Source organism: Bacillus sp. B2-WWTP-C-10-Post-4, assembly GCF_009183805.1.
Classification (GTDB): domain Bacteria; phylum Bacillota; class Bacilli; order Bacillales; family Bacillaceae_G; genus Bacillus_A; species Bacillus_A cereus.
Genome location: NZ_WEII01000036.1, coordinates 1 through 25471, shown reverse-complemented (window position 1 = coordinate 25471; position 25471 = coordinate 1). Strand labels below are relative to the sequence as shown.

The window sequence follows — 25471 nt, the reverse complement described above, 5'->3', positions numbered from 1 at the left end:
ACAAGAGGGATTAATTTTAAAAGGAGGATGGGGAATTGCTAGATAAGGCAGGGGCTTTAATAGATAATCATGTGTACACAGAAGAAGAGCAACAAAAACTATACAAACGAACGTTAATAATCGTCAGCATTTCACAAATGTTTGGCGGTGCAGGACTAGCTGCTGGTATTACAGTGGGAGCACTTCTTGCGCAGCAAATGCTTGGAACAGATGCATTTGCAGGATTGCCAACTGCTATGTTTACATTGGGATCAGCATTAGCAGCTTTCATAGTAGGGAAGCTTTCGCAACGATATGGACGCCGGATAGGTCTTGCAACAGGGTTTATAGTAGGTGGATTTGGAGCAATTGGTGTTGTAATGGCAGCTTTAACGAATAGCATTATTCTTTTACTTATTTCTTTACTCATATATGGTGCCGGTACAGCCACGAATCTACAAGCTCGTTATGCAGGTACAGATTTAGCAGATAAGAAGCAGAGAGCAACGGCTGTTAGTATTACGATGGTAATGACGACTTTCGGTGCAGTTGCAGGACCAAATTTAGTAGGAGTAATGGGTAGTTTTGCGCATTCAATTGGAGTTCCTAAACTTGCAGGTCCGTTCATACTATCGGCAGCAGCATTTATACTGGCGGGTCTAGTTCTTTTTGTTATGCTTCGTCCAGATCCGTTAATTATTGCTAACATAATAGAAAGATATAAACAGGAACATACATATAAAGGGCAACCAATAACAGAAGAAGTGAAAGAAAATAAACGAGGTATTACAGTTGGAGCAATCGTAATGATACTTACGCAAATCGTGATGGTTGCGATTATGACGATGACGCCAGTTCATATGGGACACCACGGTCACGGTTTAAGTGCAGTAGGACTTGTGATAGGTTTTCATGTAGGTGCAATGTATCTTCCATCTCTCGTTACAGGAATGTTAATTGATAAAATTGGCCGAACTACAATGAGCATAGCTGGTGGAGTGATTTTACTTGCAGCGGGTGTCATAGCTGCGATAGCGCCAAGTGATTCTTTATTACTATTAATCGTTGCTTTGTCTTTACTTGGGCTAGGATGGAACCTCGGATTGATTAGTGGTACAGCACAAATCGTTGATTCCACAACACCGTCTACACGTGCTAAAACACAAGGGAAAATAGATGTTTTTATTGCGCTAGCTGGAGCTTCTGGTGGAGCGATGTCAGGTATGGTAGTAGCGAATTCAAGTTATGCGGCATTGTCATTGGCTGGAGGCGTGTTAGCGTTATTACTTATTCCTGTTGTGATATGGTCTCGAAAAGGGGCAAGAAATTAAATGAAAAAGAGGTTCTAGTTACTGACTAGAGCCTCTTTTATACACTTAAATTAAATTCCACTCTACAATAAGCCCTAAATGTGTAAGACCACCACCGAATCCGTATAGTAAAAGTGTGTCTCCATTATTTAACTTTCCTTCTTTTATAGCTAAATCTAGAGCGAGTGGAATGGTGACTGAAGAGGTATTCCCCATATATTCCACGCTCGTTAATGTTTTTTGTATTGGAAATTGAGATTTTTCGCAAATAGATTCAATCATTCGTAAGTTAGCGCTGTGGGGTATGAACCAGTCTATATCATCCCCTTGCATATTTGCGTTATGTAATAAATTTTTTATGCCTTTTGGCACTGTTCGTGTTGCCCATTTATATACTTCTCTTCCATTTTGAACGATTTTTTCATTTGTTTGCAGTGGTGTGCCATTCATAGTAGTAGATAAGTTTGTTCTATATAGATGAATGCCGCCATCACCGTTTGTTCCCATGTGAGCAGCGATAAAGCTTGGGGTGTCTTCATCTCTTTCTAATAAAATAGCTCCAGCACCATCACCGAATAAAATACAGGTCGTTCTATCGGTATAATCAGTAACTTTAGATAATGTCTCTGTCGCTACGACAAGTACTTTTTCATGTGATCCAGAAGTGATTAAGCTATTATCGACGTGTAGTCCATATGTAAAACCAGCACAAGTTGCATTTAAATCAAAAGCTAGTGTATGAGGTATGTTGAAGTATTGTTGTATTTGGCAAGCAACACTAGGGAAAACGTAATCAGCAGTAGTAGTAGTAGTAGCGACAATGATACAGTCGACATCTTCTAAGTTTTTCTTATATGTTGTACATAAATTTTTTATTGCTTTAATGGCTAAGTTTGAGGAATATTCTTCTTCGCTAGCGATTCTTCTTTCCTTCATTCCTGTTCTTTGTACAATCCATTCATCATTCGTATGGACCATCTTTTCTAAATCGTTATTAGACAATATTTGATCTGGAACATAAGTACCAATTGCAGTAATACGAGATTTAGAATGCATAGGAACATCTCCTAATTTTTATTTTTATAACCTGATACTAATATCAGACTATAGAAATTTCAATATAGATTTTTGTTGTATTAAAACGATAATACTTAACTTACAAGGAATTTGGCGAGTGCTGTAAAAATAATATACGAGAAGTTTCTAAAATTGATAATTGCTTTTGTTATTTTTATTGTGAGAAAAACTCGCAAAAAATGACGATTAAAGTAAAAAAATAACGATTTTCTTTAGTGTGATATAGGTTGTTAAACCTTGTGAAAGCGAATTACTTATGCTACACTTTATGTAACTTAAAATGAACGGAGGGGCTTCCTTTGATCTTAATCAGATTACGTCTCAATACTTTGTGCCAATAATTGAATAGCGCTCAAAGGCTCTGTCTGTGTACAGAGTGAACGGGATTGGTCTGCCTATTTTAAAGGAACCCTTTATTAAGCTTATATGTGAAAAAGAGGGAGGGACGAATACGCCCTCTTTTTGTTTTGCCTTTATAAATAGAATGGGATTGTATAGGTGAACGCTTATTGTGGATACGTATATGATCTTGGGACTTTTTGACTATAAAATAGGATGAAAGCATAGCTTTCTTCTATTTCTTTGGTGAACCCTTATCCGTTTACGAAAACACAGGCAGCGACCTGTGTTTTTTATTTTACGTAATCGAAATGGAGGAATAAATATATGGAAGAAGTATTACAAAGAGCAGTTTTAGTTGGAGTAAATGTAGGTAATGAAGATGATTTTGCATATTCGATGGAAGAGTTAACAAATCTTGCGGAAGCCTGTGATGTAGAGGTAATTGGGCAAGTAACGCAAAATTTACAACGAGTAAATCCATCGCATTATATCGGAAAAGGAAAGATTGAAGAAGTAGCAGCGTATGTACAAGAAATAGATGCGAATATGGTCATCTTTAATGATGAATTATCTCCTTCACAAATTCGAAATTTAGAAGAGGATTTAGATTGTAAGGTAATTGATCGTACCATTTTAATTTTAGATATTTTTGCGCAACGTGCGAAAACGAAAGAAGCACAGCTACAAGTAGAAGTAGCCCATCTTCAGTATATGATGCCTCGTTTAATCGGTCTTCGTGAATCGTTAGGAAGACAGAGCGGCGGCGTTGGTACGAAAAATAAAGGTGTCGGTGAGAAGAAGTTAGAGTTAGACCGTCGTAAAATTGAAGAACAAATTTCAGTTTTAAATAAAGATTTAGAAGCGCTCGTTGCCCAGCGTCAAACGCAGCGAAAGCAGCGTAAGAAAAATGAAATACCTGTTGTAGCATTAGTAGGTTATACGAATGCAGGAAAGTCCACGACGATGAATGCAATGCTTGAAATTTATAATGGTACAGAAGAAAAACAAGTATTTGAAAAAGATATGTTATTCGCGACGTTAGAAACATCTGTACGAAATATTGATTTGCCAGATAATAAATCATTTTTATTAACAGATACAGTTGGATTTGTAAGTAAATTACCACATCATCTTGTGAAGGCGTTCCGTTCAACGTTAGAAGAAGTAGCGGAAGCAGACCTACTTATTCACGTTGTAGATTACGCAAATCCAAATTATGAACAATTAATTGATATTACAAATGAAACGTTAAAGAAAATTGGAGTAGAAAATATTCCAACGATCTATGCTTATAATAAATCAGATATGGTGGATGTTGAAATTCCGAAAGTACAAGAAGACCGCGTGTATTTATCAGCGAAGAAACATGTTGGAATTGAAGAACTTGTAGAAATGATTCGCTCACACATCTATAAAGAATATACGAAGTGTGAAATGTTAATTCCATATGATCAAGGACAGGTAGTTTCGTATTTCAATAATCATGCACACGTTTTATCTACGAGTTACGAAAACGAGGGTACCAAATTAGAAATAGAATGTAAGACGAGTGATTACGAGAAGTATAAGCATTTTGCAATTTAATGTAAGAGGCAACCCAGTATGTGATTGGGTTGTCTTTTTTTTTGTACTGTTTTACCGCTGAAAGTTACAAGGATGCAAGCCAATGACGGGAGTTAAGTTATATTTCTGGAAAAAGAAATGAAAGCAGTATAGAATAGAAATGTTTCAAAAGTCAGAATTTATTACACCTACTGTAATAAATATATATTTTGTACAGAAAGGGGAGATTCACATATGCAGGCAGTTTCACACAAAAAAACTGTAGAAACACCGACAATATATCGAATTTTATTTGCGATTAGCTTTGGGCATTTTTTAAATGATTCGATGCAAGCAGTTGTGCCGGCGTTGTTTCCTATTTTGGAAAAAACGATGAATTTATCCTATATGCAAGTAGGGTGGATTGCGTTTGCATTAAATATGACGTCATCGATTATGCAACCGGTGTTTGGTATGTATTCAGATAAGAAGCCGTCACCATTTTTATTACCACTCGGCATGTTTTCAAGTATGCTTGGAATGATTGGACTCGCGTTTGCACCAAACTTTATTATTGTTATTATTTCTGTTTTATTTATTGGTGTAGGTTCCGCGGTCTTTCATCCAGAAGGCGCTCGTGTTGCGTATATGGCGGCAGGTGCAAAACGAGGGTTAGCGCAAGCAATTTATCAAGTTGGGGGAAACACGGGGAATTCTTTAGCTCCTATTTTTACAGCGCTAATTTTCGTTCCACTCGGTCAAATTGGTTCATTAGGTTTTACAGCATTTGCAGCAGTAGGAATTGTATTATTAATTTTCGTATCGAATTGGTACAAAAATGAATTAGCAACCGGTGCTGTAAGAAGGAAGAAGAGGGCTGCACTTGAGGCGGAAAATGCAATTGTAAGCACACACATTAAATTCGTTATTATACTTCTTGTTTTTCTTACTTTTGTACGCTCTTGGTACGGTGCTGGTATCGGGAATTTCTATCAATTTTACTTAATAGAGCATTACGGTTTATCTATAAAAAATGCCCAGTATTTCGTATTCGCATTTATGATTGCTGGTGTGTTAGGAACTTTCTTCGGAGGACCGTTAGCAGATCGATTTGGTAAGAAAAATATCATCGTATTTTCAATGTTAGGTTCAGCGCCACTTGCACTGTTATTACCACATGTCTCACTTGTGTGGGTCGTACCGTTATTTTTATGTATTGGTTTTATTAGTTCAAGTAGTTTTAGTGTAATTGTTGTATATGCACAAGAGCTTGTACCTGGAAAAGTGGGAATGGTGTCAGGATTAATCGTAGGTCTTGCGTTTGGACTTGGAGCATTAGGTGCAGTAGTTCTTGGGAAATTAGCAGATATATATAGCCTGCAATTTATTATGCTATTATGTAGTTGTCTACCATTAATTGGACTCACTTCATGGTTACTGCCAAGTGATAAGAAAACGATAGAATAGGGGATGCGCTATGAAATTGTGTGAAAACGTTACGGAATTAATAGGAGATACACCTGTCGTCCGATTATCTAAATTTATTCCGGAAGACGCAGCAGATGTGTATGTGAAACTAGAAATGTTTAATCCATCGCGCAGTGTGAAAGACCGTGCTGCTTATAATTTACTTCACGTTGCAGAAGAAAATGGTCTCATCAAACCAGGAGATACAATTATTGAACCGACAAGCGGGAATACAGGGATTGGTTTAGCGATGAATGCAGCAGCTAAAGGGTATAAAGCGATTTTAATTATGCCAGATAATATGTCAAAAGAGCGTATTAATTTATTGAAAGCATACGGAGCAGAAGTAGTTTTAACACCAGCAGAACAAAGAATGCCAGGAGCAATTGCGAAGGCGTTAGAACTGCAAAAACAAATACCGAATAGTTTTATCCCGCAACAATTTGAAAATCCAGCTAATCCGAATATTCACCGTTATACGACTGCGCTTGAAATTTACGAACAAATGGATGGAGAGCTGGACGCTTTTGTTGCAACGGCAGGAACAGGCGGAACGATTACAGGGACTGGTGAAACGTTAAAAGAGAAATTACCAAACTTATATATTGCAGTAGTGGAACCGAAAGGATCTCCCGTTTTATCAGGTGGTGTACCAGGTCCTCATAAACTAGTAGGAACAAGCCCAGGGTTTATCCCGAAAAACTTAAATACAGAAGTGTATAACGAAATTATTCAAATTGCAGACGAAGAGGCTTTAACGACAATGAGAAACTTAGCTAGACAAGAGGGATTATTAGTTGGGCCGTCTTCTGGAGCATCTGTTTACGCTGCAATCATGATAGCGAAACGTCTAGGCGTTGGTAAAAAAGTTTTATGTATTGCGCCTGATACAGGTGAACGTTATTTGAGCATGGGGTTATTTGAATAAAAAGGATAGAAACACCTTAATAGTGAATAGCTGCTATTAAGGTGTTTGTTTTATGGAATGAAGAGGGGGAGAAGAACAATGAAACTATTAAAACCAATACATGAATATAGTGAGCATATTACGGCGTATAGACAAGCGTTTTTACACTCAGGGGAACAACCACATGGAAGTAGTTCTTTACAAAACTTTGATTCTCTTGATGAATGGTTTGAAAAAGTGAGTAAACAAGCACTAGGAGAAAATTTACTAGCTAATCGAGTGCCATCTAGTCAGTTTTTAAGTTTTGAAAAAGGAGAACTTATAGGTTTTGTGAATATTAGACATAGATTAAATCCAGAATTATTACGGGAAAGCGGTCATATTGGATATAGTGTCCATCCAAATAAACGTCGCCACGGTTACGCTACGAAACAACTACAACTTGCATTAGCTGAAGCGCAAAAGTTAGGATTGCAGAAAGTATTAATAACTTGCGATAAATCCAATATCGGTTCTGCTAAAACGATTCAAAAGGTTGGCGGTGTGTTAGAAAATGAAGTAGTTTCTTCTCGTACTGATGAAGTTATTCAGCGCTATTGGATAGAAATATGATTAAGTAGGAATTTGACAAGGTAATGCAAGCTGTAATATTGAAATAGATAAATGAAATATAGGGGATTACTGCAATTTTAGGGGGAAATGAAATGGGATTAAAAGAGAAAGCGATAGAGATGTCAGAGATTTATAGGAAAAATCCGAAAGTAGAAGCCATTATTTTAGCGGGTTCAGTAGCTAGAAAGCTTGAAGATGAACATTCAGATATAGAATTACATATTTTATGGTCAACACCGCCGGAAGATGAGGATCGTAGGGCCCCTATTTATCATATTGATGGGAAAATATTATCGTATCATCCGTATGAGGAAGAAGAATGGTCGGAAACGTATTTAACGAAAGAGGGAATTAAATTAGAGATTAGTAACTTTTTAACAGAGACAGTAGAGAAAGTAATTTCGGATGTGGTGGATCAATATGATATAAATTATGAAAAACAATGTATTGTATCATCCATTCATGATGGTGTTAGTTTGTATGGAGAAGGGAAAGTGAATGAATTAAAAGAAAAAGTAGCGGCATATCCAGATGAACTAGTAAAACGGATGATTTCAGAAAATCTATGGTTAAGTAATCGTTGGCACAATCGAAAGGCGCTTTTAAAACGGAAAGATTGGCTTATGCTTTATGACGTTATTTGCGAAGTACAAAGGAACGTATTCGGTGTTTTATTTGGTTTGAATAAAATGTACGTACATCATCCAGCGTTTAAATGGATGCCTAATAATGTGGAACGAATGACTATTAAACCTGAAAAATTATATGAACGTATGGCGGACACATTAATAGGGAATCCAGAAAAAAGTGTGCAGGAGTTAGAGTTGCTAATAGAAGAAGTGTTGCAACAAGTCCATACATACGCGCCAGGAGTAAATGTGGATGAGCAAGAAAAATCTATTTTTTGTTTTGTGAAATAGAAAATAGTAATAAGGGGGAAGTTATGGGTTTTTTTAATAGGTTTTTTAAAAAAGTTGAAAAAGTAAATGAGCAAGAAGCTACTCTTCATGAATTAAGTGAAGAATTGTATGTTGAATCACCGGTAGAGGAAGCGACTAGTTACTGGGTATCAATGGCACAAAATATAATTGTTAATGCTGTAAAGGCGGCTGACAATGATGTGGAACGTGCCTTCGTGTTATTGAATTTGAAGAAAGGTGAGGCTTCATTTGATATTTTTTATCAAATAAATGGGCAATTGTATTTCTGGGATCAGCTAGAAAATGAGACGATAAGAAATAGAATTCAGAACGAGTTGTTACCGCAAGCTCCAGAAGTTTCCAATGCAGTAAATGAGCAATTTCGTGGAGCTGATCACCCTATAATTTCGTTCGCACAATTGCAGTTTGAATGGGAAACGAAAGCCTGGTTCTCACATATAATTTGGGAAGATAGCCTTGCTGCTCAATTGCCCAAAACTCAAATTCTAAATGAATGGTTTCGTGTAATTAAAGAAGAAACGAAAAATAGACCACTGGATAGTGATGCGAAATTTTCTTGGTATCCATCAAACTCTTAAAAAATGAATACAGAGAGACAGGTTATGTTTCTAGATGATTTGTATTATTGAATAAGTATCAATAATACGTAATTCTTTTTCTATTGCCTGTTAGAATTCGCTATGTACTAAGCTACTTGTTTTCTAAACTAAAACTTATATTTCGAATTTTTAAATAGATTGTAATACATAAAAATTCGAAATATAAGTTGACACTATTTTTAATGTGTGATAAAAATGATAGTAATCAATTCGGAAAATAATATTTGGGCAATGAAAGGGTATAGTAGTGAATATCTCCCTATTTCAGAGAGCTGATGGTTGGTGTGAATCAGTATATAGATTATTCATGAAGTTCGTCCTGGAGCATCTTTCATAAATCTCATATTTTGAGGAAATGAAAGACGGTAGTTTATACCGTTATCAAATAAAGTGGTGAAGATTTTTTCACAACTAGGGTGGTACCGCGATATTTATCGTCCCTACGTATTTACGTAGGGACGTTTTTTATTTAGGTCCTAACTTTGGTGTGGCTTCATAACTAGGGTGGTACCGCGATATTTTATCGTCCCTACGTATTTACGTAGGGGCGTTTTTATTTAGGTGGTTTCTTAGTGTTCTTCACAACTAGGGTGGTACCGCGATATTTTTGTCGTCCCTACGTATTTACGTAGGGGCGTTTTTTTATTATTAGGGAGGAAGTGAACGTATTAGAAAAGAGTATTGATAGAACAATATAAATACCGAATTGTAACAAAGAAAAAGAGACAGAGAGGAGATTAACAAATGAATTCACAGCAATGGACATCGAAATTAGGTTTCGTATTAGCTGCAGCAGGTTCAGCGATTGGTCTAGGGGCGATTTGGAAGTTCCCGTACATGGCCGGAATTGGAGGGGGCGGCGCGTTCTTCCTTATTTTCATCGGTTTCACATTATTAATTGGTTTACCACTATTATTAGCTGAATTCGTTATCGGAAGAAGTACACAAAAAGAGGCCGTTGATGCATATAGAGAAATCGCACCAAAAACATTATGGCCATGGTTAGGGAAATTAGGAATTGTAACTTGTTTCATACTACTTTCTTTCTACAGTGTTGTAGGAGGCTGGATTTTATTATACTTATGGAATGCAATTACAGGTAGACTATGGGAAGGAAATGGGGCATACGAAGCTACGTTTGGTGAAATCATTTCCAATCCATATTTAGCAGTTGGGTCACAGCTATTATTCATCCTAATTACTATTTTCATCGTAAGTAAAGGTGTACAAAATGGTGTTGAAAAAGTAAATAAATATTTCATGCCAGCATTATTCGTTTTATTCTTTGTTTTAATCGTTCGTGCACTTACGTTAGATGGTGCTGGAGAAGGAGTTCGTTTCTTCTTACAACCTGACTTCTCACATGTAACATCAGAAGTTATATTATACGCAATGGGGCAATCGTTCTTCTCATTATCTGTCGGGGTAGCCGTTATGGTAACGTATAGCTCATACTTACCGAAAGAAGAAAGCTTACCACGTTCAGCATTTTCTATCGTAGCCTTAACTCTTGTTATTACATTACTTGCAGGACTTGCAATTTTCCCAGTAGTGTTCGCATTTGGAATGGAACCATCTCAAGGACCTGGGCTATTATTTATCGTACTGCCAGCTATTTTCAGTAAAATGGCATTCGGAAAATTATTCTTCATCGTTTTCTTATTACTATTCTTCTTTGCTACTATTACATCAGCAATTTCGATGTTAGAAATTAGTGTTGCATCGTTAACATCAAAAGGTAAAGGGAAACGTGAAAAAATGGCCTTAATCGTAGGGTTATTAATCTTCGTTGTTGGGGTACCATCAGCATTATCATTCGGTATATTAAGTGATCTGAAGATTTTCGGGAAGACAGTCTTTGATTTAGCGGACTATGCAGTAAGTAACGTATTAATGCCACTTGGTGTATTATTAGTTTCTATCTTTGTTCCTTTAAAAATGAAGAAAGATGTATTAATGAAAGAGCTAGGTGTAAGTAAAAATAAAGGATACAAACTATTTGTGTTATGGTTATTCTTACTTCGCTTTATCGCACCAATTGCGATTATTATCGTATTCTTAAATGTACTTGGCATTATATAAATAGAAAGGTAGCGTATCATACAAAGATACGCTACCTTTTTATTTTGCTCTTTTTTGCAGTTCGTTTACCGTTACGAACTGATATCCCTTCTTAGATAAAGAATCTAAAATACCTTCAATCGTTTGTAAATTTTCATTAGACTCATCATACATAGAATGCAATAAAATGATAGAACCTGGTTTTACATTTTTATTAACGTATTTAATTTTATCAGCCGCAGATTTATAAAAAGTATCGGGCTCAAGATCCCATATAATCGTTTCGATATTATTTTTATTTAAATAATAGGGTAGTCCAATTAATTTTTTTCCGTTAGGGGGCCTAAAATCAATTGCGTCTGTAAATCCTGTTTGGCGGATTAATGAATTCGTTTTTTCTATTTCATCTTTAATAAAAGAAGGTGTTTTGAAAACCATTCTATTATGAGAATATGTATGGTTTCCAAGTTGGTGCCCAGATTGCGCGATAGCTTCTCCTAACGATAGATTTTTCTCTAATTCATTTCCAATTAAAAAGAAAGTAGCTTTAGCGTTGTATTTATCTAGTAGCGGTAATATTTGTTTTACATTGTTAGTAGGGCCATCATCAAAAGTTAAAGCGATCACTTTTTCATTTGTTTCTACGCGTTGTGTTAAATTTCCAAATAATTGAAAGCTTCTTGCGTTCATCAATTTGTATGTTCCGAATAATGCCGTGATAATAAAGAATAGTGTAACGATCGTAATGATAATTTTTTTCTTCATAACGTAACCTCACAATGATTTTTGATTCAATTAAAAAGTATTATATCAAACTAAGTAATTTCGTGCTTTAAGAAGGGTGTGGATGCAAGGAGAAGGAATTTATCATATAATAAAATGCAAAAGGTATATTAGGAGGTGTTTATATGGCGATTATAATTCAATTGCCAGACACTGCAACGTCTCATGCAAAGCCAAGTATGGAAATGGCGATACTTTGCGTGAGGTAGACAAGTAATATACAATCGCCTATATGAGCTCGTATCATTTTTTATATTTGGCTTTGCACCTTATTGAAATGAATCATAAAAAATAAGGGGCGAGCAGAAATGAAATACGTAAAAGCTAATGCTGTTTTACCAGAGAGTTTAATTACTGAAATTCAAAAGTATATACAAGGTGAAACAATTTATATTCCGAAACAAGAAACGAAACATTATAAATGGGGTACACGATCTGGCGGAAGAAAACAACTAGATGAAAGAAATAAAGCAATTAAAAAAGCGTTTAAAAGTGGGATTGCTATTCATCAACTTGCAGAAGAATATTTTCTTTCTGGGGAAACGATTAAAAAGATTGTGTATTCTAAATAAGAGGAAAAGAGTCTGATTCATATATTACTTTGAATCAGACTCTTTTTGTTTTATATGTATTGGATATATGAAGTGTGAACGGGCATGATAATAGAAAAAATGTGCCGTTTTTTATTAAATGCTATACAGAACATTTGAAGAGTAGAAAGGTGAACATATATGAATCATATTGGACAAATAACGATAGAGCTTTTAATTGGTTTTTTTGTTCTATTAATTGCTACAAAAATATTAGGGAAAACACAAATATCTCAGCTAACGCCCTTTGATTTTATTTCTGCAATCGTCCTAGGTGAGCTCGTTGGAAATTCAATATATGATCCTAAAATTAAAGTATGGTCTATTTTATATTCAGTATTTGTTTGGGTAATTTTAATTTATACTATTGAAGTGATAACACAAAAAGTAAGAGGGACAAGAAGGTTTTTTGAAGGATATCCTTCAATTATTATTCGTAATGGAAAGATTGATCGTGAACAATTAAGCGTAAATCATTTGGATATAAACCAATTACAACAAATGCTTAGGCAACAAAAAGATATATTTTCAATCCGAGAAGTTGAATATATGATATTGGAACCTAACGGAAACATAAGCGTTTTGAAAAAAAGTAAATACGAATCTCCTACTGTAAATGATTTAAGTTTAAAACATAAGCCTGTATACTTACCAATTTCATTAATTAGTGATGGAAAAGTAGTTAAGGATAATTTGAGGGAAGCGGGATTTGATGAAGGGTGGCTTTATAAACAAATAAAGCAAAAAGGAATTACTAAATTTGAAGACGTATTATATGCGGAATGGAAAACAGATGATGGCTTCTTTTGTCAGGAAATGCAGCGGTAGAGAATAAGTGATATATGTAATGTTTGTTTCTAAGTTATCTTTTACATATCAAAAAACGTAATCATTGTATACAATAAAACTAGATCAACAATTTGTATGGAGTGATAAAGATGGAAGCGTTTATTAGAAGTGATCAATATAATTTTATAAAATCACAAGCTTATATTTTAGCAAACGGGCATGCAACGGCAAATGATAGAGGTGTAATTCAAGCGTTAAAATCGCTTGCGATTGAAAAGATAATACATGTATTTGAGAATTTAACGGATGAACAGAAAGAGTTAATTGATACGGTATTAACAGTTCAAAATAGAGAAGATGCAGAATCATTTTTAATGAAAATAAATCCGTATGTAATTCCGTTTCAAGAAGTTACAGCACAAACATTAAAAAAGTTATTTCCTAAGGCGAAAAAGTTAAAACTTCCTGATATGGAAGAAATGGATATGAAAGAAATATCTTATTTAAGCTGGATTGATAAGGGATCAAGCAGGAAATTTATTATAGCGAAAAATGATAAAAATAAATTTGTTGGTCTGCAAGGAACGTTCCAAAGTTTAAATAAAAAAAGCATTTGTTCATTATGTCATGGGCATGAAGAAGTAGGAATGTTTTTAGTTGAAATTAAAGGCGATGTACCAGGAACTTTCGTTAAAAAGGGAAACTATATTTGCAAAGATGGTGTAGCTTGCAATCAGAATATGAAATCGCTAGATAAATTGAACGATTTTATTGACCGCTTGAAGAAATAAAGAGAAAACCTCTAGTATTTAAACTGGAGGTTTTTATTTTTTAAAGAAGTAAAATAAGCTTTCTTTGTAAATGTAGATTTATAATGAAATTTGATAAAAATATCTATTATGATACAGTTGCTTATATGCAAGGAGGTAAAACATGGATTACCTTTTATCGAAAGAAAAAGTGAAGCGATGGCCCAAAGATATGATAGCGGCGGGGCGTTGTCATACTGTTGGCCTTAAATTGGATGGCACGGTAGTCGCGGTAGGTAATAATGAATTTGGCCAATGCGATGTAGGTAGCTGGCGCGACATTCGGTTGCCTGGCAAATAGTCAATTTACAATAAATGATTAGTAATATTATTCTATTTTAGGAGTAATTATGGAATAGGATATGTAGAAAATAATTAAACTTAAATCTACTGAATAAGAATCTCTTTTGAAAAGGGTTTCTTATTATTTTTCATAAAATGAGGGTCTAAATGGAATTTTTGAACAAACTATATTTCAAAATTACAGTAGAAGATATAAATAAAGTATAGAGGAGATAAAGGAATGCTTAAAAGGTTTTTACTTTCTTTACCGGATGTTTTACTTATATGTATCGTTCTTTACATAACGTACACAAATTCTTTTAGCTTTGGACAAATGTTAGTAATTTCAATTGCAATCGGAATCATTGGTGGTCTTGTTATAAGGATTGGTAAGGATGTATTTATGTATATAAGGTGGACAATGAAACAGAGGAAATCTTGAATACGTTGTATTGCTATTAGGAGGAGATGAAATGACTAAGAAAAAGAGTAGAGTGAAAAATGAAGTAGCGCTTTGGGCATTAACAGCGGTTGTTCTCATCATTGTATGGTACTTTTATCAAAAATAAAAACGCATCGTATTAAAAAAACACGATGCGTTTTTATTATTTTTTTTGCCAATTTTCTTTAATAAAGTCTTCACGACCAGATTCCTTTTGCTCAGTAGCATATTTCTCTGGATTCTTTTTATAGAAATGTTGGTGGTATTCCTCTGCTGCGTAAAAAGGTGCAGCAGGACGAATTTCAGTCACGATTGGATCTTTAAACATACCGCTTTCTGTAAGAGCTTGTTTTGATTTTTCAGCAAGCCCTTTTTGTGTTTCGTTATGGTAAAAAATAGCGGTACGATAAGATGGACCACGGTCAAAAAATTGTCCGCCATCGTCAGTTGGATCGATTTGTGGCCAATATAAGTCTAGTAATTTCTGATAAGGAAAAATAGAAGGATCGAATGTAATTTGAACAACTTCTAAATGTCCAGATGTTCCAGCTTTTACTTGTTCATATGTTGGATTTTCTACATGACCTCCTGCATAGCCAGAAAGTACTTTATGAATACCAGGAAGTTCATCAAATGGTTTTACCATGCACCAAAAGCAACCGCCTGCGAAGGTTGCGAGTTCGTATGTTTTTTCGGACATTGCTGTAATCCTCCTAAATGTATATGTTTTATATAGTATTATATAAATTGTTTTATTGCGCAATAAAAAAGATTTGAAAATATATGTTTTTTATAAACAAGATCCTCCGCTCACATCAATTAATTGTCCAGTTACCCAGCGGCTGTCTGGAGAAGCAAGGAATGCAGCAGTATCGGCAATGTCTTCTACTTCACCTAAGCGATTGAAAGCGGAAATAGTAGTAGCGTACTGCTTCATCATCGGGTCGCTCAAGAGTTCTGCATTCATATCTGTTTTAATAAATCCTGGAAGTATTGCATTCACCGTTATTCCTCGTGCTCCAAGCTGTTTTGCTAGCGTAAAAGTCATTGTATTAATAGCGCCTTTCGTCATACTATATGCAACAAAATCAGGTAAAGAAATGCGGGTGGCAGCGGATGAAATATTAATAATTCGGCTATTGTCACGTAAACGTGGCAGTGCTTGTTGAATGATAAAGAATGGTGCTTTTGCATTTACTGAAAACATTCTATCAAAAAATTGTTCAGTCGTTTCTTCAATAAAAGCACCAGGACCAATGCCAGCATTGTTTATTAAAATATCAAATTGTGTTTCACCAGTGCGCTTTTGTAATTCAGTATCTAAAGCGTTATAAAGGTTTTCTACACCGTGTAAGGATTCTAAATTTGCGCCGATAGAAAAAGCTTGGCCACCATCTGATCGAATTTCATGAACAGTTTCTTCAGCGTCATCTTTTCGATTACCGTAATGAACAGCAACCAATGCACCGTCATTTGCTAAACGTTTAGCGATCGCTCGTCCAATTCCTCGGCTTGCTCCTGTAACTAACGCTACTTTCCCTTTTAACATAGTTTCCTCATCTCCTCATAAACTTTATAAGTTTTTCTTTATGTAGTAATGCAAACATACTTAAGTAATATATGAGTGTATGTAAGTAATGCATTCCAATTTTGATTTGAGAAAAAATAAATAGAATGAATTTTGATTTTTTTGAGAAAACATGTTGACAACGAAAAGAACAACGTCCTATAATACGTGTAACAAATAAAAGTTAATTAAGAATTTTCTAACTTTATATGTTGTATATGCAAAGAAGAGGAAAGTAGATGATTATGATCGTTTCAGAGAGCTACTCCAAGGCTGTGAGGGTAGTAACAATCGAATCATTGAAGATCACCTCGGAGCATCGCTTGCGAAAGGGAAACTGAGTAGAGGGCGGCGGCATCGTCTCCGGTAAAAGGACGGAGGTCTGATTGGACCTACAAAGCTTATATTTCGTGAGAAGTATAAGGAAGCTGAGTGGTAACGCGAAACTCTCGCCTCAGCAATCAAAGCTACTAAATTGTAGTAGTTGATTGCTGAGGCGAGAGTTTTTATTTTTAAAAATAGAAGAAGAGAATGCGTAGAAGAGGAGAGTAAATGATAAAGATTGTTTCAGAGAGCTGCCCCGAGGCTGTGAGGGTGGTAACAATTCACTCATTGAAAATCACCTTGGAGCACTACTTTTGAAAACTAGTAAAAAGTAGCGGGGTTGTTCCCGATAGAAAAACAAAAGTCTAATTGGACTTGCAGAGATTATATTTCGTGAGAAGTATAAGGAAGCTGAGTGGTACCACGATTCCCTCGTCTCAGCAATGGATTGCTACAAGTATGTAAGTAATCGATTGTTGAGACGAGTATATTTTTAAGGTTTATATACTGAATATTCTGTTAAAATTACTCATCTCAGCAATCGATGTAGAAATAGATTGCAAAAATAGAGAAAAAAGAGGAGCGATGTGAGATGGGAAACCAGTACATTTACATGAATGGGGAATTTGTAGAAAAAGAAAAGGCAGTTGTTTCAGTGTATGATCACGGTTTTTTATACGGAGACGGTGTATTTGAAGGGATTCGTAGTTACGGAGGAAATGTATTTTGTTTAAAAGAACATGTGAAACGATTGTATGAATCAGCGAAATCTATTTTACTAACAATTCCAATGACGGTAGAAGAAATGGAAGAAGCAGTTTTACATACACTCCAAAAAAATGAATACGCTGATGCTTATATTCGCTTAATTGTCTCAAGAGGAAAAGGTGACTTAGGACTCGATCCGAGAAGTTGTGTGAAGCCGAGCGTAATTATCATTGCAGAACAATTAAAGTTATTCCCACAAGAATTTTATGATAATGGGCTAAGCGTTGTATCTGTTGCATCAAGACGTAATACGCCAGACGCGTTAGATCCACGTATTAAGTCAATGAATTATTTAAATAACGTACTTGTAAAAATTGAGGCGGCACAAGCAGGAGTGTTAGAGGCTCTTATGTTAAATCAACAAGGATATGTTTGTGAAGGTTCTGGCGATAATGTTTTCGTTGTGAAAGATGGAAAAGTATTAACCCCGCCATCCTATTTAGGGGCATTAGAAGGTATTACGAGAAATAGTGTTATCGAGCTATGTGAACGACTGAGTATTCCGTGTGAGGAAAGACCATTCACTCGCCATGACGTATATGTAGCGGATGAAGTATTTTTAACAGGAACAGCAGCGGAGTTAATTCCAGTTGTAAAAGTTGATTCGAGAGAAATTGGAGATGGGAAACCAGGAAGTGTAACGAAACAATTGACCGAAGAATTTAAAAAATTAACGAGAGAAAGAGGAGTACGTGTTCCCGGGCTGACGGAAAGCTTAGCATAAATAAGGAGAGGAGTTAATTGAAATGAAGCAGCAGTATACAGCGTATGAGAAGTTACAGTGTGAAGAAATGACAGGCGCTGGGCACGTGATTCAAGGTTTGAAGAAATTGGGTGTAACGACCGTTTTCGGCTATCCAGGCGGAGCGATTTTACCAGTATACGATGCGTTATACGAAAGTGGTTTGAAACATGTTTTAACTCGTCATGAACAAGCTGCCATTCATGCGGCTGAAGGATATGCGAGAGCTTCTGGGAAGGTCGGGGTAGTCTTTGCTACCTCTGGCCCAGGGGCGACAAATTTAGTTACGGGCTTAGCAGACGCTTATATGGATTCGATTCCTTTAGTTGTCATTACCGGCCAAGTTGCAACGCCTTTAATTGGTAAAGAAGGATTTCAAGAAGCGGATGTTGTCGGAATTACAGTACCTGTTACGAAGCATAATTACCAAGTTCGTGATGTAAATCATGTATCACGAATTGTGCAAGAAGCTTTTTACATCGCCAAAAGCGGACGACCGGGACCAGTATTAATCGATATTCCAAAAGATGTTCAAAATGCAAAAGTCACCAGTTTCTTTAATGAAGAAGTTGATATTCCGGGGTACAAACCAGAACTTGTACCAGACAGCATGAAACTTAGAGAGGTGGCTAAAGCAATTTCAAAATCAAAGCGTCCACTTCTTTATATTGGAGGAGGTGTCATTCATTCAGGTGGATCCGATGAACTCTTCGAATTCGCAAGGGAGAACCGTATTCCAGTCGTTTCAACTTTAATGGGACTTGGTGCATATCCACCGGGAGATCCATTGTTTCTAGGGATGCTTGGTATGCATGGGACATACGCTGCTAATATGGCGGTAACAGAATGTGATTTACTACTTGCATTAGGTGTTCGCTTCGATGATCGTGTAACAGGAAAATTAGAACTTTTTTCTCCGCACTCGAAAAAAGTACATATTGATATTGATCCTTCTGAGTTTCATAAAAATGTAACTGTAGAGCATCCGATTGTTGGTGATGTGAAAAAAGCGTTACACATGTTGTTACATATGTCTATTTATACACAAACAGATGAATGGCTTCAGAAAGTAAAGGCATGGAAAGAAGAATATCCACTTTCTTATAAGCAAAAAGAATCTGAGTTAAAACCACAGCATGTGATCAACTTAGTAAGTGAATTAACGAATGGTGAAGCGATTGTCACAACAGAAGTAGGACAGCATCAAATGTGGGCTGCTCACTTCTATAAAGCAAGAAAACCTCGGACGTTCCTTACCTCTGGAGGATTAGGAACAATGGGGTTTGGGTTCCCAGCGGCAATTGGTGCTCAGCTTGCAAAAGAAGAAGAACTCGTCGTTTGTATTGCAGGTGATGCTTCTTTTCAAATGAACATTCAAGAACTACAAACAATTGCTGAAAATAACATCCCTGTAAAAGTATTTATTATAAATAACAGATTTTTAGGGATGGTAAGGCAATGGCAAGAAATGTTTTATGAAAATCGTTTATCAGAGTCAAAAATTGGCTCACCAGATTTTGTGAAAGTGGCAGAAGCTTATGGAGTGAAGGGATTAAGGGCGACAAATTCAACAGAGGCGAAACAAGTGGTGTTAGAAGCATTTGCTCACGAAGGTCCTGTCGTAGTTGATTTTTGTGTAGAAGAAGGTGAAAACGTATTTCCGATGGTTCCGCCAAACAAAGGGAATAACGAAATGATTATGAAGAGGTGGGAAGAATGAGTCATACTTTTTCACTCGTTATTCATAACGAGCCAAGTGTCTTATTACGTATAAGTGGAATTTTTGCTCGGCGTGGCTATTATATTTCTTCTTTACATTTAAACGAAAGAGATACGAGTGGCGTTTCTGAAATGAAACTCACAGCAGTTTGTACTGAAAATGAAGCGACATTACTTGTTAGTCAGTTGAAAAAATTAATTGATGTACTGCAAGTAAATAAATTATAAGGGGTGTATGGAGTATGAAAACGTATTATGAGAAAGATGCAAATGTAGAGTTATTACAAGGGAAAACAGTTGCGGTAATTGGTTATGGATCTCAAGGGCATGCGCAGGCACAAAATTTACGTGATTCAGGTGTGGAAGTTGTAGTTGGTGTTAGACCTGGTAAATCGTATGAAGTAGCAAAAGCAGATGGATTTGAAGTAATGTCTGTTTCAGAAGCGGTTCGAACCGCACAAGTTGTACAAATGTTATTGCCAGATGAACAGCAAGCACATGTATATAAATCAGAAGTAGAAGAGAATCTCCGTGAAGGACAAATGTTACTTTTCTCACATGGATTTAACATTCACTTCGGCCAAATTAATCCGCCAAGTTACGTAGATGTAGCAATGGTTGCGCCAAAAAGTCCAGGTCATCTCGTTCGCCGTGTATATCAAGAAGGAAATGGTGTTCCGGCATTAGTCGCAGTGCATCAAGATGCGACGGGAACAGCGCTACATGTAGCATTAGCGTATGCAAAAGGTGTAGGTTGTACACGTGCGGGTGTAATTGAAACGACATTCCAAGAAGAAACCGAAACGGATTTATTCGGTGAGCAAGCTGTACTTTGCGGCGGGGTAACTGCACTTGTGAAGGCCGGGTTCGAAACGTTAACGGAAGGTGGATATCGTCCTGAAATTGCATACTTTGAATGTTTGCATGAATTAAAGCTAATTGTTGACTTAATGTACGAAGGTGGATTAACGAATATGCGCCATTCTATTTCAGATACGGCAGAATTTGGAGATTATGTAACAGGATCGAGAATTGTTACAGATGAAACGAAGAAGGAAATGAAGCGTGTTCTGACAGAAATTCAGCAAGGTGAATTTGCGAAGAAATGGATTTTAGAAAATCAAGCAGGGCGTCCGACGTATAACGCAATGAAAAAAGCAGAACAAAATCATCAATTAGAAAAAGTGGGGGCAGAGCTTCGTGAAATGATGAGTTGGATTCATGCACTGAAAGAATTAGTAAAGAAATAGAGTGAGAGAGTATAAATGAAAAATATGTAAGAGGGGATTTGACAAGATGAGAAGTGACATGATTAAAAAAGGTTTTGATAAAGCGCCGCACCGTAGTTTATTAAAAGCAACTGGTTTGAAAGATGAAGATTTTGATAAACCTTTCATAGCGATTTGTAATTCTTTTATTGAAATTATTCCAGGGCATAAACACTTGAACGAGTTTGGGAAACTTGTAAAAGAGGCAGTTCGTGCGGCGGGTATGGTACCATTTGAATTCAATACAATTGGAGTTGACGATGGTATTGCGATGGGACATATCGGTATGCGTTATTCTCTTCCGAGTCGTGAAATAATTGCAGATTCAGTAGAAACGGTTGTAAATGCACACTGGTTTGACGGCATGATTTGTATTCCAAACTGTGACAAAATTACACCAGGTATGATGATGGCTGCACTACGTATTAATATTCCGACTGTGTTTGTTTCAGGCGGCCCAATGGCAGCAGGAAAAACATCTAAAGGAGAAGTTGTTGATCTGAGTTCCGTTTTTGAAGGAGTAGGAGCTTATCAATCTGGGAAAATTTCAGAAGAAGAATTAAAAGATATTGAAGATCATGGCTGTCCATCTTGTGGCTCTTGTTCGGGTATGTTTACCGCGAACTCTATGAATTGTTTATGTGAAGTGTTAGGTTTAGCTCTTCCTGGTAACGGGAGTATTTTAGCAATTGATCCAAGACGTGAAGAGTTAATTAAACAAGCAGCAGAGAAATTGAAAATTTTAATTGAAAGAGATATTAAACCAAGAGACATTGTAACGGAAGAAGCAATTGATGATGCGTTTGCGCTTGATATGGCGATGGGCGGTTCAACAAATACAGTGTTGCATACATTGGCGCTCGCGCAAGAGGCTGGATTAGATTACGATATGAACCGTATTGATGCCGTTTCAAGACGTGTACCACATTTATGTAAAGTAAGCCCTGCTTCCAATTGGCATATGGAAGATATTGATCGTGCGGGCGGGATTAGTGCAATTTTGAAAGAGATGAGCCGGAAAGAAGGAGTACTTCATCTTGATCGAATAACTGCTACGGGGCAAACATTAAGAGAAAATATTGCTGAGGCAGAGATTAAAGATAAGGAAGTTATTCACTCTCTTGAAAACCCTCATAGTGAGGAAGGAGGATTGCGTATATTAAAAGGCAACCTTGCGAAAGATGGAGCGGTTATTAAAAGCGGTGCAACAGAGGTAAAGCGTTTTGAAGGACCTTGCGTTATTTTTAATTCACAAGATGAGGCACTTGCTGGCATTATGCTTGGGAAAGTGAAAAAAGGAGATGTAGTTGTCATTCGTTATGAAGGACCAAGAGGTGGCCCTGGTATGCCAGAAATGTTAGCACCAACATCAGCAATTGCTGGAATGGGATTAGGTGCTGAGGTTGCATTATTAACGGATGGACGTTTCTCTGGAGCTTCACGTGGAATTTCAGTAGGACATATTTCACCAGAAGCAGCAGCTGGTGGAACGATCGCACTTCTTGAACAAGGGGATATTGTATGTATTGATGTTGAAGAACGCTTGCTAGAAGTAAGAGTGAGTGATGAGGAATTAGATAAGCGTAAAAAAGAATGGAAACGACCAGAACCGAAAGTGAAAACTGGCTGGCTTGGACGTTATGCACAAATGGTAACATCGGCGAATACAGGGGCTGTTCTGAAAATCCCACATTTTGATTGAGCCAATTTAAAAAAGATAAGGATGATATATAATGGTGCAAAAGGTAAAGGAGAGAGTGAAAATTGAAGATATCTTAATGGCTCATAATTGCATGAAAGATATCGTTATTAAAACACCGTTACAACGTGATACAGTTTTATCTGAGAAATATGATTGTGACGTTTATGTAAAACGAGAAGATTTACAATTAATTCGCTCTTTCAAAATTCGTGGTGCATACAATTTGATTCAAAGTTTACCGAAAGAAAAGTTACAAAACGGTGTTGTTTGTGCAAGTGCTGGTAATCATGCGCAAGGAGTTGCTTATACATGTAATTTATTGAAGATTCCGTCGAAAATATTTATGCCCACAACAACACCGAAACAAAAAGTATCACAAGTACAATTTTTCGGTGGTGATTTCGCAGAGATTGTATTAGTTGGTGATACATTCGATAGCTCTTTCCAAGAAGCACAGTGTTATTGTGAAGAAAATAGAATGACATTTGTTCATCCGTTTGATGATCCGTATGTAGTTGCTGGTCAAGGGACAGTGGCAGTTGAAATTATGCATGATATGGAGAAACCGGTTGATTATATCTTTGCGGCAATCGGCGGTGGTGGATTAGCATCAGGTGTTGGTACATATGTAAAAGGTGTTAGTCCTACTACAAAGGTTATTGGTGTAGAACCGATGGGAGCTGCATCTATGAAAGAGGCTTTTCTTCAAAATGATAATGTCGCATTAGAGAAAATAGATAGTTTTGTTGATGGGGCAGCGGTTAAAAAGGTAGGAAAGTTAACTTTTGAAACTTGTAAAGATGTAATTGATGACATCGTTTTAGTACCAGAGGGGAAAGTTTGTACGACGATTTTAGAACTGTATAAGAAAAATGCGATTGTAGCTGAACCGGCTGGTGCACTCTCTATTGCAGCACTTGATTTATACAGGGATGAAATTAAAGATAAAACAGTTGTATGCACATTAAGTGGTGGAAATAATGACATTGATAGAATGCAAGAAATGAAAGAACGATCTCTCATTTATGAAGGGTTAAAGCATTATTTCATCATTGAATTCCCACAGCGTTCAGGCGCGTTAAGAGAATTTCTTGATAAAGGATTAGGGCCAGAAGATGATATTACTCGTTTTGAGTATATTAAGAAACATAATAAGGAAAATGGTCCAGCATTAGTCGGAGTAGAATTAAAACATAAAGAAGATTATGAGCAATTAATTACTCGCTTTAAAGAAAATAATATTCAATTTATGGAGCTTAATAAAAACCCTGTTTTGTTTGATTTGCTTATTTAATAGAAGGGAAGAATAAGCATCTAAATAAAAAAGATAGATACAAGCGAGGAAATATAGTGCTTGTTCTATCTTTTTTATAGTTAAACTAGATACTCATTAAATTCAAGAAGAATAAAACTAGTTAACCAAAAAAATATCGCAATGCGAATAATTACATACATAGTAATTTCAAAGGTAGTAAGTTTTCGTTCGCGTTTTATTTTTTTTAGAAATCTAACAGAAAAAACTGAACATAAAAGTAGAACGGCTATAGACATTTTATAAATATTTTCTAACAAACTTACATTTTCTAATAAGTTTTTCAGCATGTTTATCACCTATTCTGTAAAGTAAATTACAGAGAAATAGATCTTGAGCTGTCTAGTTTCGTTTATTTTTTATTTTCCCTGTATCATCAATTTCTACATCAGTTGAAATTGTTTGTAAATATTGAAGAGCTTTTTTCTTTTCTTCCTCATTTACAGGGGAAACTTGGTTGTTGCGAATGATATAAGGATTGAATGACATTTGGACATCCTTTCCTTTAAAAGTTAAAGTTAATACGCCAGTTTCGGCGCTTTTTCCATTCACATAACTTGGGAATAAAAAGTTACCTAATGAGTAAGCGATAGGAACTTTATTATAATACTCAAACCCTTGTAACCAATGTGGATGGCTTCCGACAATCGCGTTAGCTCCTGCTTCAACCATTTTAGGTACATATTGCTTTTGGTATTCTACCGGACGGTTTGATTTTTCAACGCCCCAATGCATATAGACGATTAAATAGTCTGCATCTTGTTTTTGTTCTTTAATTATTTTTGTTACAAGATTTAAATCATAGCCATTCGCAACGCCAGGTTTATTCTCACCAGCTACCCAATTAGAATCAGGCATAAATCGAACGAAGGAAAGAAATTTAAACTTTTTCCCTTTTACGGTCATTTCTCGTGCAGTATATGCATCTTTTGCATTTTTTCCGGCTCCAATGTAAGGGAACTTTAATTTTTCTACGTGAGAAATCGTATCCAATAATCCATCTTGCCCATAATCAAGTGTGTGGTTATTCCCAATATTTACGATGTCATATCCAGTGTTTTTAATAGCTTGTAGTGTAGATGGGTCACTTTTAATCCAAAACAATTGCCCAGGTGCTTTCTTTTCTTTCGTTGTAAATGCCGATTCTAAATTCACAAAAGAAATATCAGCTTTTTTTATTTCTTCTTTTACATGTTGGAATGGGTAATCAGCCCCATTCTTTTCGATTATAGGACGTAATTGCCAATCAAACATTGTATCACCAGAGAAGGTGAGTGTGATTTCTTGGTCTTCTATTTTCTTTTCGCTTTTTGAAGCGGTTTTACTAGATTTGTTTTGCAAATCGGGTTTGTCTTTTGCTTTTGAAATAAAAGAGTAATTGATTAATAAAACAATCGGTGTAATGAAAAAGGCTATTAACAAAAATCGTTTTAGTAAAGTTTTCATATATACCTTCCCTTTTAATATTATCCCGCAATTAAATTAACACTGAATCTATTAAAGGTAATTAAAGTTACAAAAAAACAGCGGGTTATGT

The 25471-nt window shown here is 36.1% G+C and carries 24 protein-coding genes, 1 pseudogene and 2 other annotated features; of the genes and pseudogenes, 19 read left to right on the top strand and 6 right to left on the bottom strand.

The features are described from left to right. Positions 1–35 precede the first annotated feature (35 nt). Entirely contained in the window at positions 36–1310 is a 1275-nt protein-coding gene (locus GBN78_RS15735) for an MFS transporter (protein WP_000884517.1), read from the top strand. A 45-nt stretch (positions 1311–1355) separates the two neighbouring features. On the opposite strand, the gene GBN78_RS15730 is transcribed toward GBN78_RS15735, so the two are convergent. Next, positions 1356–2345 (bottom strand): ketoacyl-ACP synthase III, encoded by a 990-nt coding sequence (locus GBN78_RS15730; RefSeq protein ID WP_152127505.1) that lies wholly within the window; start codon positions 2343–2345, stop codon positions 1356–1358. A gap of 687 nt (positions 2346–3032) precedes the next feature. Here GBN78_RS15730 and hflX point away from each other — a divergent pair. From hflX to GBN78_RS15695, 7 genes are all read left to right on the top strand, one after another. Then, positions 3033–4292: a GTPase HflX gene (gene hflX, locus GBN78_RS15725; RefSeq protein WP_000393281.1), complete on the top strand. Its 1260-nt coding sequence runs from the start codon at positions 3033–3035 to the stop codon at positions 4290–4292. 213 nt (positions 4293–4505) lie between these two features. Next, entirely contained in the window at positions 4506–5717 is a 1212-nt protein-coding gene (locus GBN78_RS15720) for an MFS transporter (protein WP_152127504.1), read from the top strand. Between the two features lie 10 nt (positions 5718–5727). Further along, entirely contained in the window at positions 5728–6645 is a 918-nt protein-coding gene (cysK, locus tag GBN78_RS15715; protein ID WP_000762273.1) for a cysteine synthase A, read from the top strand. 78 nt (positions 6646–6723) lie between these two features. Next, positions 6724–7236, top strand: coding sequence for a GNAT family N-acetyltransferase (locus GBN78_RS15710; protein ID WP_025966205.1), 513 nt, complete (start codon positions 6724–6726; stop codon positions 7234–7236). A gap of 92 nt (positions 7237–7328) precedes the next feature. Then, a complete protein-coding gene (locus GBN78_RS15705; RefSeq protein ID WP_000523175.1) occupies positions 7329–8156 on the top strand; it encodes a DUF4037 domain-containing protein in 828 nt (275 codons plus the stop codon). Between the two features lie 23 nt (positions 8157–8179). After that, entirely contained in the window at positions 8180–8755 is a 576-nt protein-coding gene (locus GBN78_RS15700; RefSeq protein WP_000505545.1) for a hypothetical protein, read from the top strand. Positions 8756–8998: 243 nt separating this feature from the next. Further along, positions 8999–9221 (top strand) — a binding site (T-box leader). Positions 9222–9520: 299 nt separating this feature from the next. Beyond that, on the top strand, positions 9521–10858 hold the full coding sequence (locus GBN78_RS15695) for a sodium-dependent transporter (RefSeq protein ID WP_001088185.1): 1338 nt from the start codon (positions 9521–9523) through the stop codon (positions 10856–10858). 39 nt (positions 10859–10897) lie between these two features. On the opposite strand, the gene GBN78_RS15690 is transcribed toward GBN78_RS15695, so the two are convergent. Then, positions 10898–11602, bottom strand: a complete 705-nt coding sequence (locus GBN78_RS15690) for a polysaccharide deacetylase family protein (protein WP_000726865.1) — start codon at positions 11600–11602, stop codon at positions 10898–10900. A gap of 326 nt (positions 11603–11928) precedes the next feature. On the opposite strand from GBN78_RS15690, the gene GBN78_RS15685 reads away from it, so the two are divergent. The 5 genes and pseudogenes from GBN78_RS15685 to GBN78_RS15665 all read left to right on the top strand — a co-directional run bounded on the left by GBN78_RS15685 (position 11929) and on the right by GBN78_RS15665 (position 14532). Further along, positions 11929–12192 (top strand): CD3324 family protein, encoded by a 264-nt coding sequence (locus tag GBN78_RS15685; protein WP_000878327.1) that lies wholly within the window; start codon positions 11929–11931, stop codon positions 12190–12192. A 159-nt stretch (positions 12193–12351) separates the two neighbouring features. Continuing rightward, positions 12352–13038: a DUF421 domain-containing protein gene (locus GBN78_RS15680; protein ID WP_001015535.1), complete on the top strand. Its 687-nt coding sequence runs from the start codon at positions 12352–12354 to the stop codon at positions 13036–13038. Between the two features lie 110 nt (positions 13039–13148). After that, positions 13149–13790 carry a FusB/FusC family EF-G-binding protein gene (locus tag GBN78_RS15675; protein WP_000387073.1) on the top strand — a complete coding sequence of 214 codons (642 nt, stop codon included), beginning with the start codon at positions 13149–13151 and terminating at the stop codon, positions 13788–13790. A 142-nt stretch (positions 13791–13932) separates the two neighbouring features. Then, a pseudogene (locus GBN78_RS15670) lies at positions 13933–14091 on the top strand (RCC1-like domain-containing protein); the annotation flags it as partial. Between the two features lie 240 nt (positions 14092–14331). Then, positions 14332–14532: a hypothetical protein gene (locus tag GBN78_RS15665; protein ID WP_000919320.1), complete on the top strand. Its 201-nt coding sequence runs from the start codon at positions 14332–14334 to the stop codon at positions 14530–14532. Positions 14533–14695: 163 nt separating this feature from the next. On the opposite strand, the gene msrA is transcribed toward GBN78_RS15665, so the two are convergent. Both msrA and GBN78_RS15655 read right to left on the bottom strand, forming a co-directional pair. Continuing rightward, positions 14696–15232: a peptide-methionine (S)-S-oxide reductase MsrA gene (gene msrA, locus GBN78_RS15660; RefSeq protein ID WP_001291887.1), complete on the bottom strand. Its 537-nt coding sequence runs from the start codon at positions 15230–15232 to the stop codon at positions 14696–14698. A gap of 90 nt (positions 15233–15322) precedes the next feature. Further along, positions 15323–16081: an SDR family oxidoreductase gene (locus GBN78_RS15655; protein ID WP_000911808.1), complete on the bottom strand. Its 759-nt coding sequence runs from the start codon at positions 16079–16081 to the stop codon at positions 15323–15325. Between the two features lie 545 nt (positions 16082–16626). Beyond that, positions 16627–16866: a binding site (T-box leader), on the top strand. A 149-nt stretch (positions 16867–17015) separates the two neighbouring features. Between GBN78_RS15655 and ilvE the strand changes: the two genes are divergently transcribed. The 6 genes from ilvE to ilvA are packed head-to-tail and all read left to right on the top strand — an operon-like array spanning position 17016 to position 23916. Further along, positions 17016–17915 (top strand): branched-chain-amino-acid transaminase, encoded by a 900-nt coding sequence (gene ilvE, locus GBN78_RS15650; protein WP_000528156.1) that lies wholly within the window; start codon positions 17016–17018, stop codon positions 17913–17915. A 22-nt stretch (positions 17916–17937) separates the two neighbouring features. Beyond that, the gene (gene ilvB / locus GBN78_RS15645) at positions 17938–19653 is read left to right on the top strand and encodes an acetolactate synthase large subunit (RefSeq protein WP_152127502.1); all 1716 of its coding nucleotides are present in this window, start codon (positions 17938–17940) and stop codon (positions 19651–19653) included. Continuing rightward, entirely contained in the window at positions 19650–19880 is a 231-nt protein-coding gene (locus GBN78_RS15640; RefSeq protein ID WP_000019916.1) for an ACT domain-containing protein, read from the top strand. The genes ilvB and GBN78_RS15640 overlap by 4 nt, the downstream gene beginning before the upstream one ends. Positions 19881–19894: 14 nt before the next feature. Further along, positions 19895–20902 carry a ketol-acid reductoisomerase gene (ilvC, locus tag GBN78_RS15635; protein WP_152127501.1) on the top strand — a complete coding sequence of 336 codons (1008 nt, stop codon included), beginning with the start codon at positions 19895–19897 and terminating at the stop codon, positions 20900–20902. A gap of 46 nt (positions 20903–20948) precedes the next feature. Then, on the top strand, positions 20949–22622 hold the full coding sequence (ilvD, locus tag GBN78_RS15630; RefSeq protein ID WP_001255817.1) for a dihydroxy-acid dehydratase: 1674 nt from the start codon (positions 20949–20951) through the stop codon (positions 22620–22622). 31 nt (positions 22623–22653) lie between these two features. Beyond that, on the top strand, positions 22654–23916 hold the full coding sequence (ilvA, locus tag GBN78_RS15625) for a threonine ammonia-lyase IlvA (RefSeq protein WP_000250321.1): 1263 nt from the start codon (positions 22654–22656) through the stop codon (positions 23914–23916). Between the two features lie 80 nt (positions 23917–23996). Here ilvA and GBN78_RS15620 read toward each other — a convergent pair whose 3' ends face one another. Both GBN78_RS15620 and GBN78_RS15615 read right to left on the bottom strand, forming a co-directional pair. Beyond that, positions 23997–24224 (bottom strand): hypothetical protein, encoded by a 228-nt coding sequence (locus tag GBN78_RS15620; protein WP_152127500.1) that lies wholly within the window; start codon positions 24222–24224, stop codon positions 23997–23999. A 52-nt stretch (positions 24225–24276) separates the two neighbouring features. Beyond that, positions 24277–25380, bottom strand: coding sequence for a CapA family protein (locus tag GBN78_RS15615; RefSeq protein ID WP_000854533.1), 1104 nt, complete (start codon positions 25378–25380; stop codon positions 24277–24279). Positions 25381–25471: the final 91 nt, after the last annotated feature.

Bases quoted from the DNA above. Each gene is read 5' to 3' on its own strand.
- GBN78_RS15665 (WP_000919320.1), top strand. From the start codon at position 14,332: ATGCTTAAAAGGTTTTTACTTTCTTTACCGGATGTTTTACTTATATGT.
- GBN78_RS15690 (WP_000726865.1), bottom strand. From the start codon at position 11,602: ATGAAGAAAAAAATTATCATTACGATCGTTACACTATTCTTTATTATC.
- ilvE (WP_000528156.1), top strand. From the start codon at position 17,016: ATGGGAAACCAGTACATTTACATGAATGGGGAATTTGTAGAAAAAGAA.
- GBN78_RS15705 (WP_000523175.1), top strand. From the start codon at position 7,329: ATGGGATTAAAAGAGAAAGCGATAGAGATGTCAGAGATTTATAGGAAA.
- GBN78_RS15615 (WP_000854533.1), bottom strand. From the start codon at position 25,380: ATGAAAACTTTACTAAAACGATTTTTGTTAATAGCCTTTTTCATTACA.
- GBN78_RS15640 (WP_000019916.1), top strand. From the start codon at position 19,650: ATGAGTCATACTTTTTCACTCGTTATTCATAACGAGCCAAGTGTCTTA.
- GBN78_RS15620 (WP_152127500.1), bottom strand. From the start codon at position 24,224: ATGCTGAAAAACTTATTAGAAAATGTAAGTTTGTTAGAAAATATTTAT.
- ilvD (WP_001255817.1), top strand. From the start codon at position 20,949: ATGAGAAGTGACATGATTAAAAAAGGTTTTGATAAAGCGCCGCACCGT.
- GBN78_RS15710 (WP_025966205.1), top strand. From the start codon at position 6,724: ATGAAACTATTAAAACCAATACATGAATATAGTGAGCATATTACGGCG.
- GBN78_RS15655 (WP_000911808.1), bottom strand. From the start codon at position 16,081: ATGTTAAAAGGGAAAGTAGCGTTAGTTACAGGAGCAAGCCGAGGAATT.
- GBN78_RS15695 (WP_001088185.1), top strand. From the start codon at position 9,521: ATGAATTCACAGCAATGGACATCGAAATTAGGTTTCGTATTAGCTGCA.
- msrA (WP_001291887.1), bottom strand. From the start codon at position 15,232: ATGTCCGAAAAAACATACGAACTCGCAACCTTCGCAGGCGGTTGCTTT.
- GBN78_RS15685 (WP_000878327.1), top strand. From the start codon at position 11,929: ATGAAATACGTAAAAGCTAATGCTGTTTTACCAGAGAGTTTAATTACT.
- ilvC (WP_152127501.1), top strand. From the start codon at position 19,895: ATGAAAACGTATTATGAGAAAGATGCAAATGTAGAGTTATTACAAGGG.
- GBN78_RS15675 (WP_000387073.1), top strand. From the start codon at position 13,149: ATGGAAGCGTTTATTAGAAGTGATCAATATAATTTTATAAAATCACAA.
- GBN78_RS15720 (WP_152127504.1), top strand. From the start codon at position 4,506: ATGCAGGCAGTTTCACACAAAAAAACTGTAGAAACACCGACAATATAT.
- hflX (WP_000393281.1), top strand. From the start codon at position 3,033: ATGGAAGAAGTATTACAAAGAGCAGTTTTAGTTGGAGTAAATGTAGGT.
- GBN78_RS15700 (WP_000505545.1), top strand. From the start codon at position 8,180: ATGGGTTTTTTTAATAGGTTTTTTAAAAAAGTTGAAAAAGTAAATGAG.
- cysK (WP_000762273.1), top strand. From the start codon at position 5,728: ATGAAATTGTGTGAAAACGTTACGGAATTAATAGGAGATACACCTGTC.
- ilvB (WP_152127502.1), top strand. From the start codon at position 17,938: ATGAAGCAGCAGTATACAGCGTATGAGAAGTTACAGTGTGAAGAAATG.
- GBN78_RS15680 (WP_001015535.1), top strand. From the start codon at position 12,352: ATGAATCATATTGGACAAATAACGATAGAGCTTTTAATTGGTTTTTTT.
- ilvA (WP_000250321.1), top strand. From the start codon at position 22,654: ATGGTGCAAAAGGTAAAGGAGAGAGTGAAAATTGAAGATATCTTAATG.
- GBN78_RS15730 (WP_152127505.1), bottom strand. From the start codon at position 2,345: ATGCATTCTAAATCTCGTATTACTGCAATTGGTACTTATGTTCCAGAT.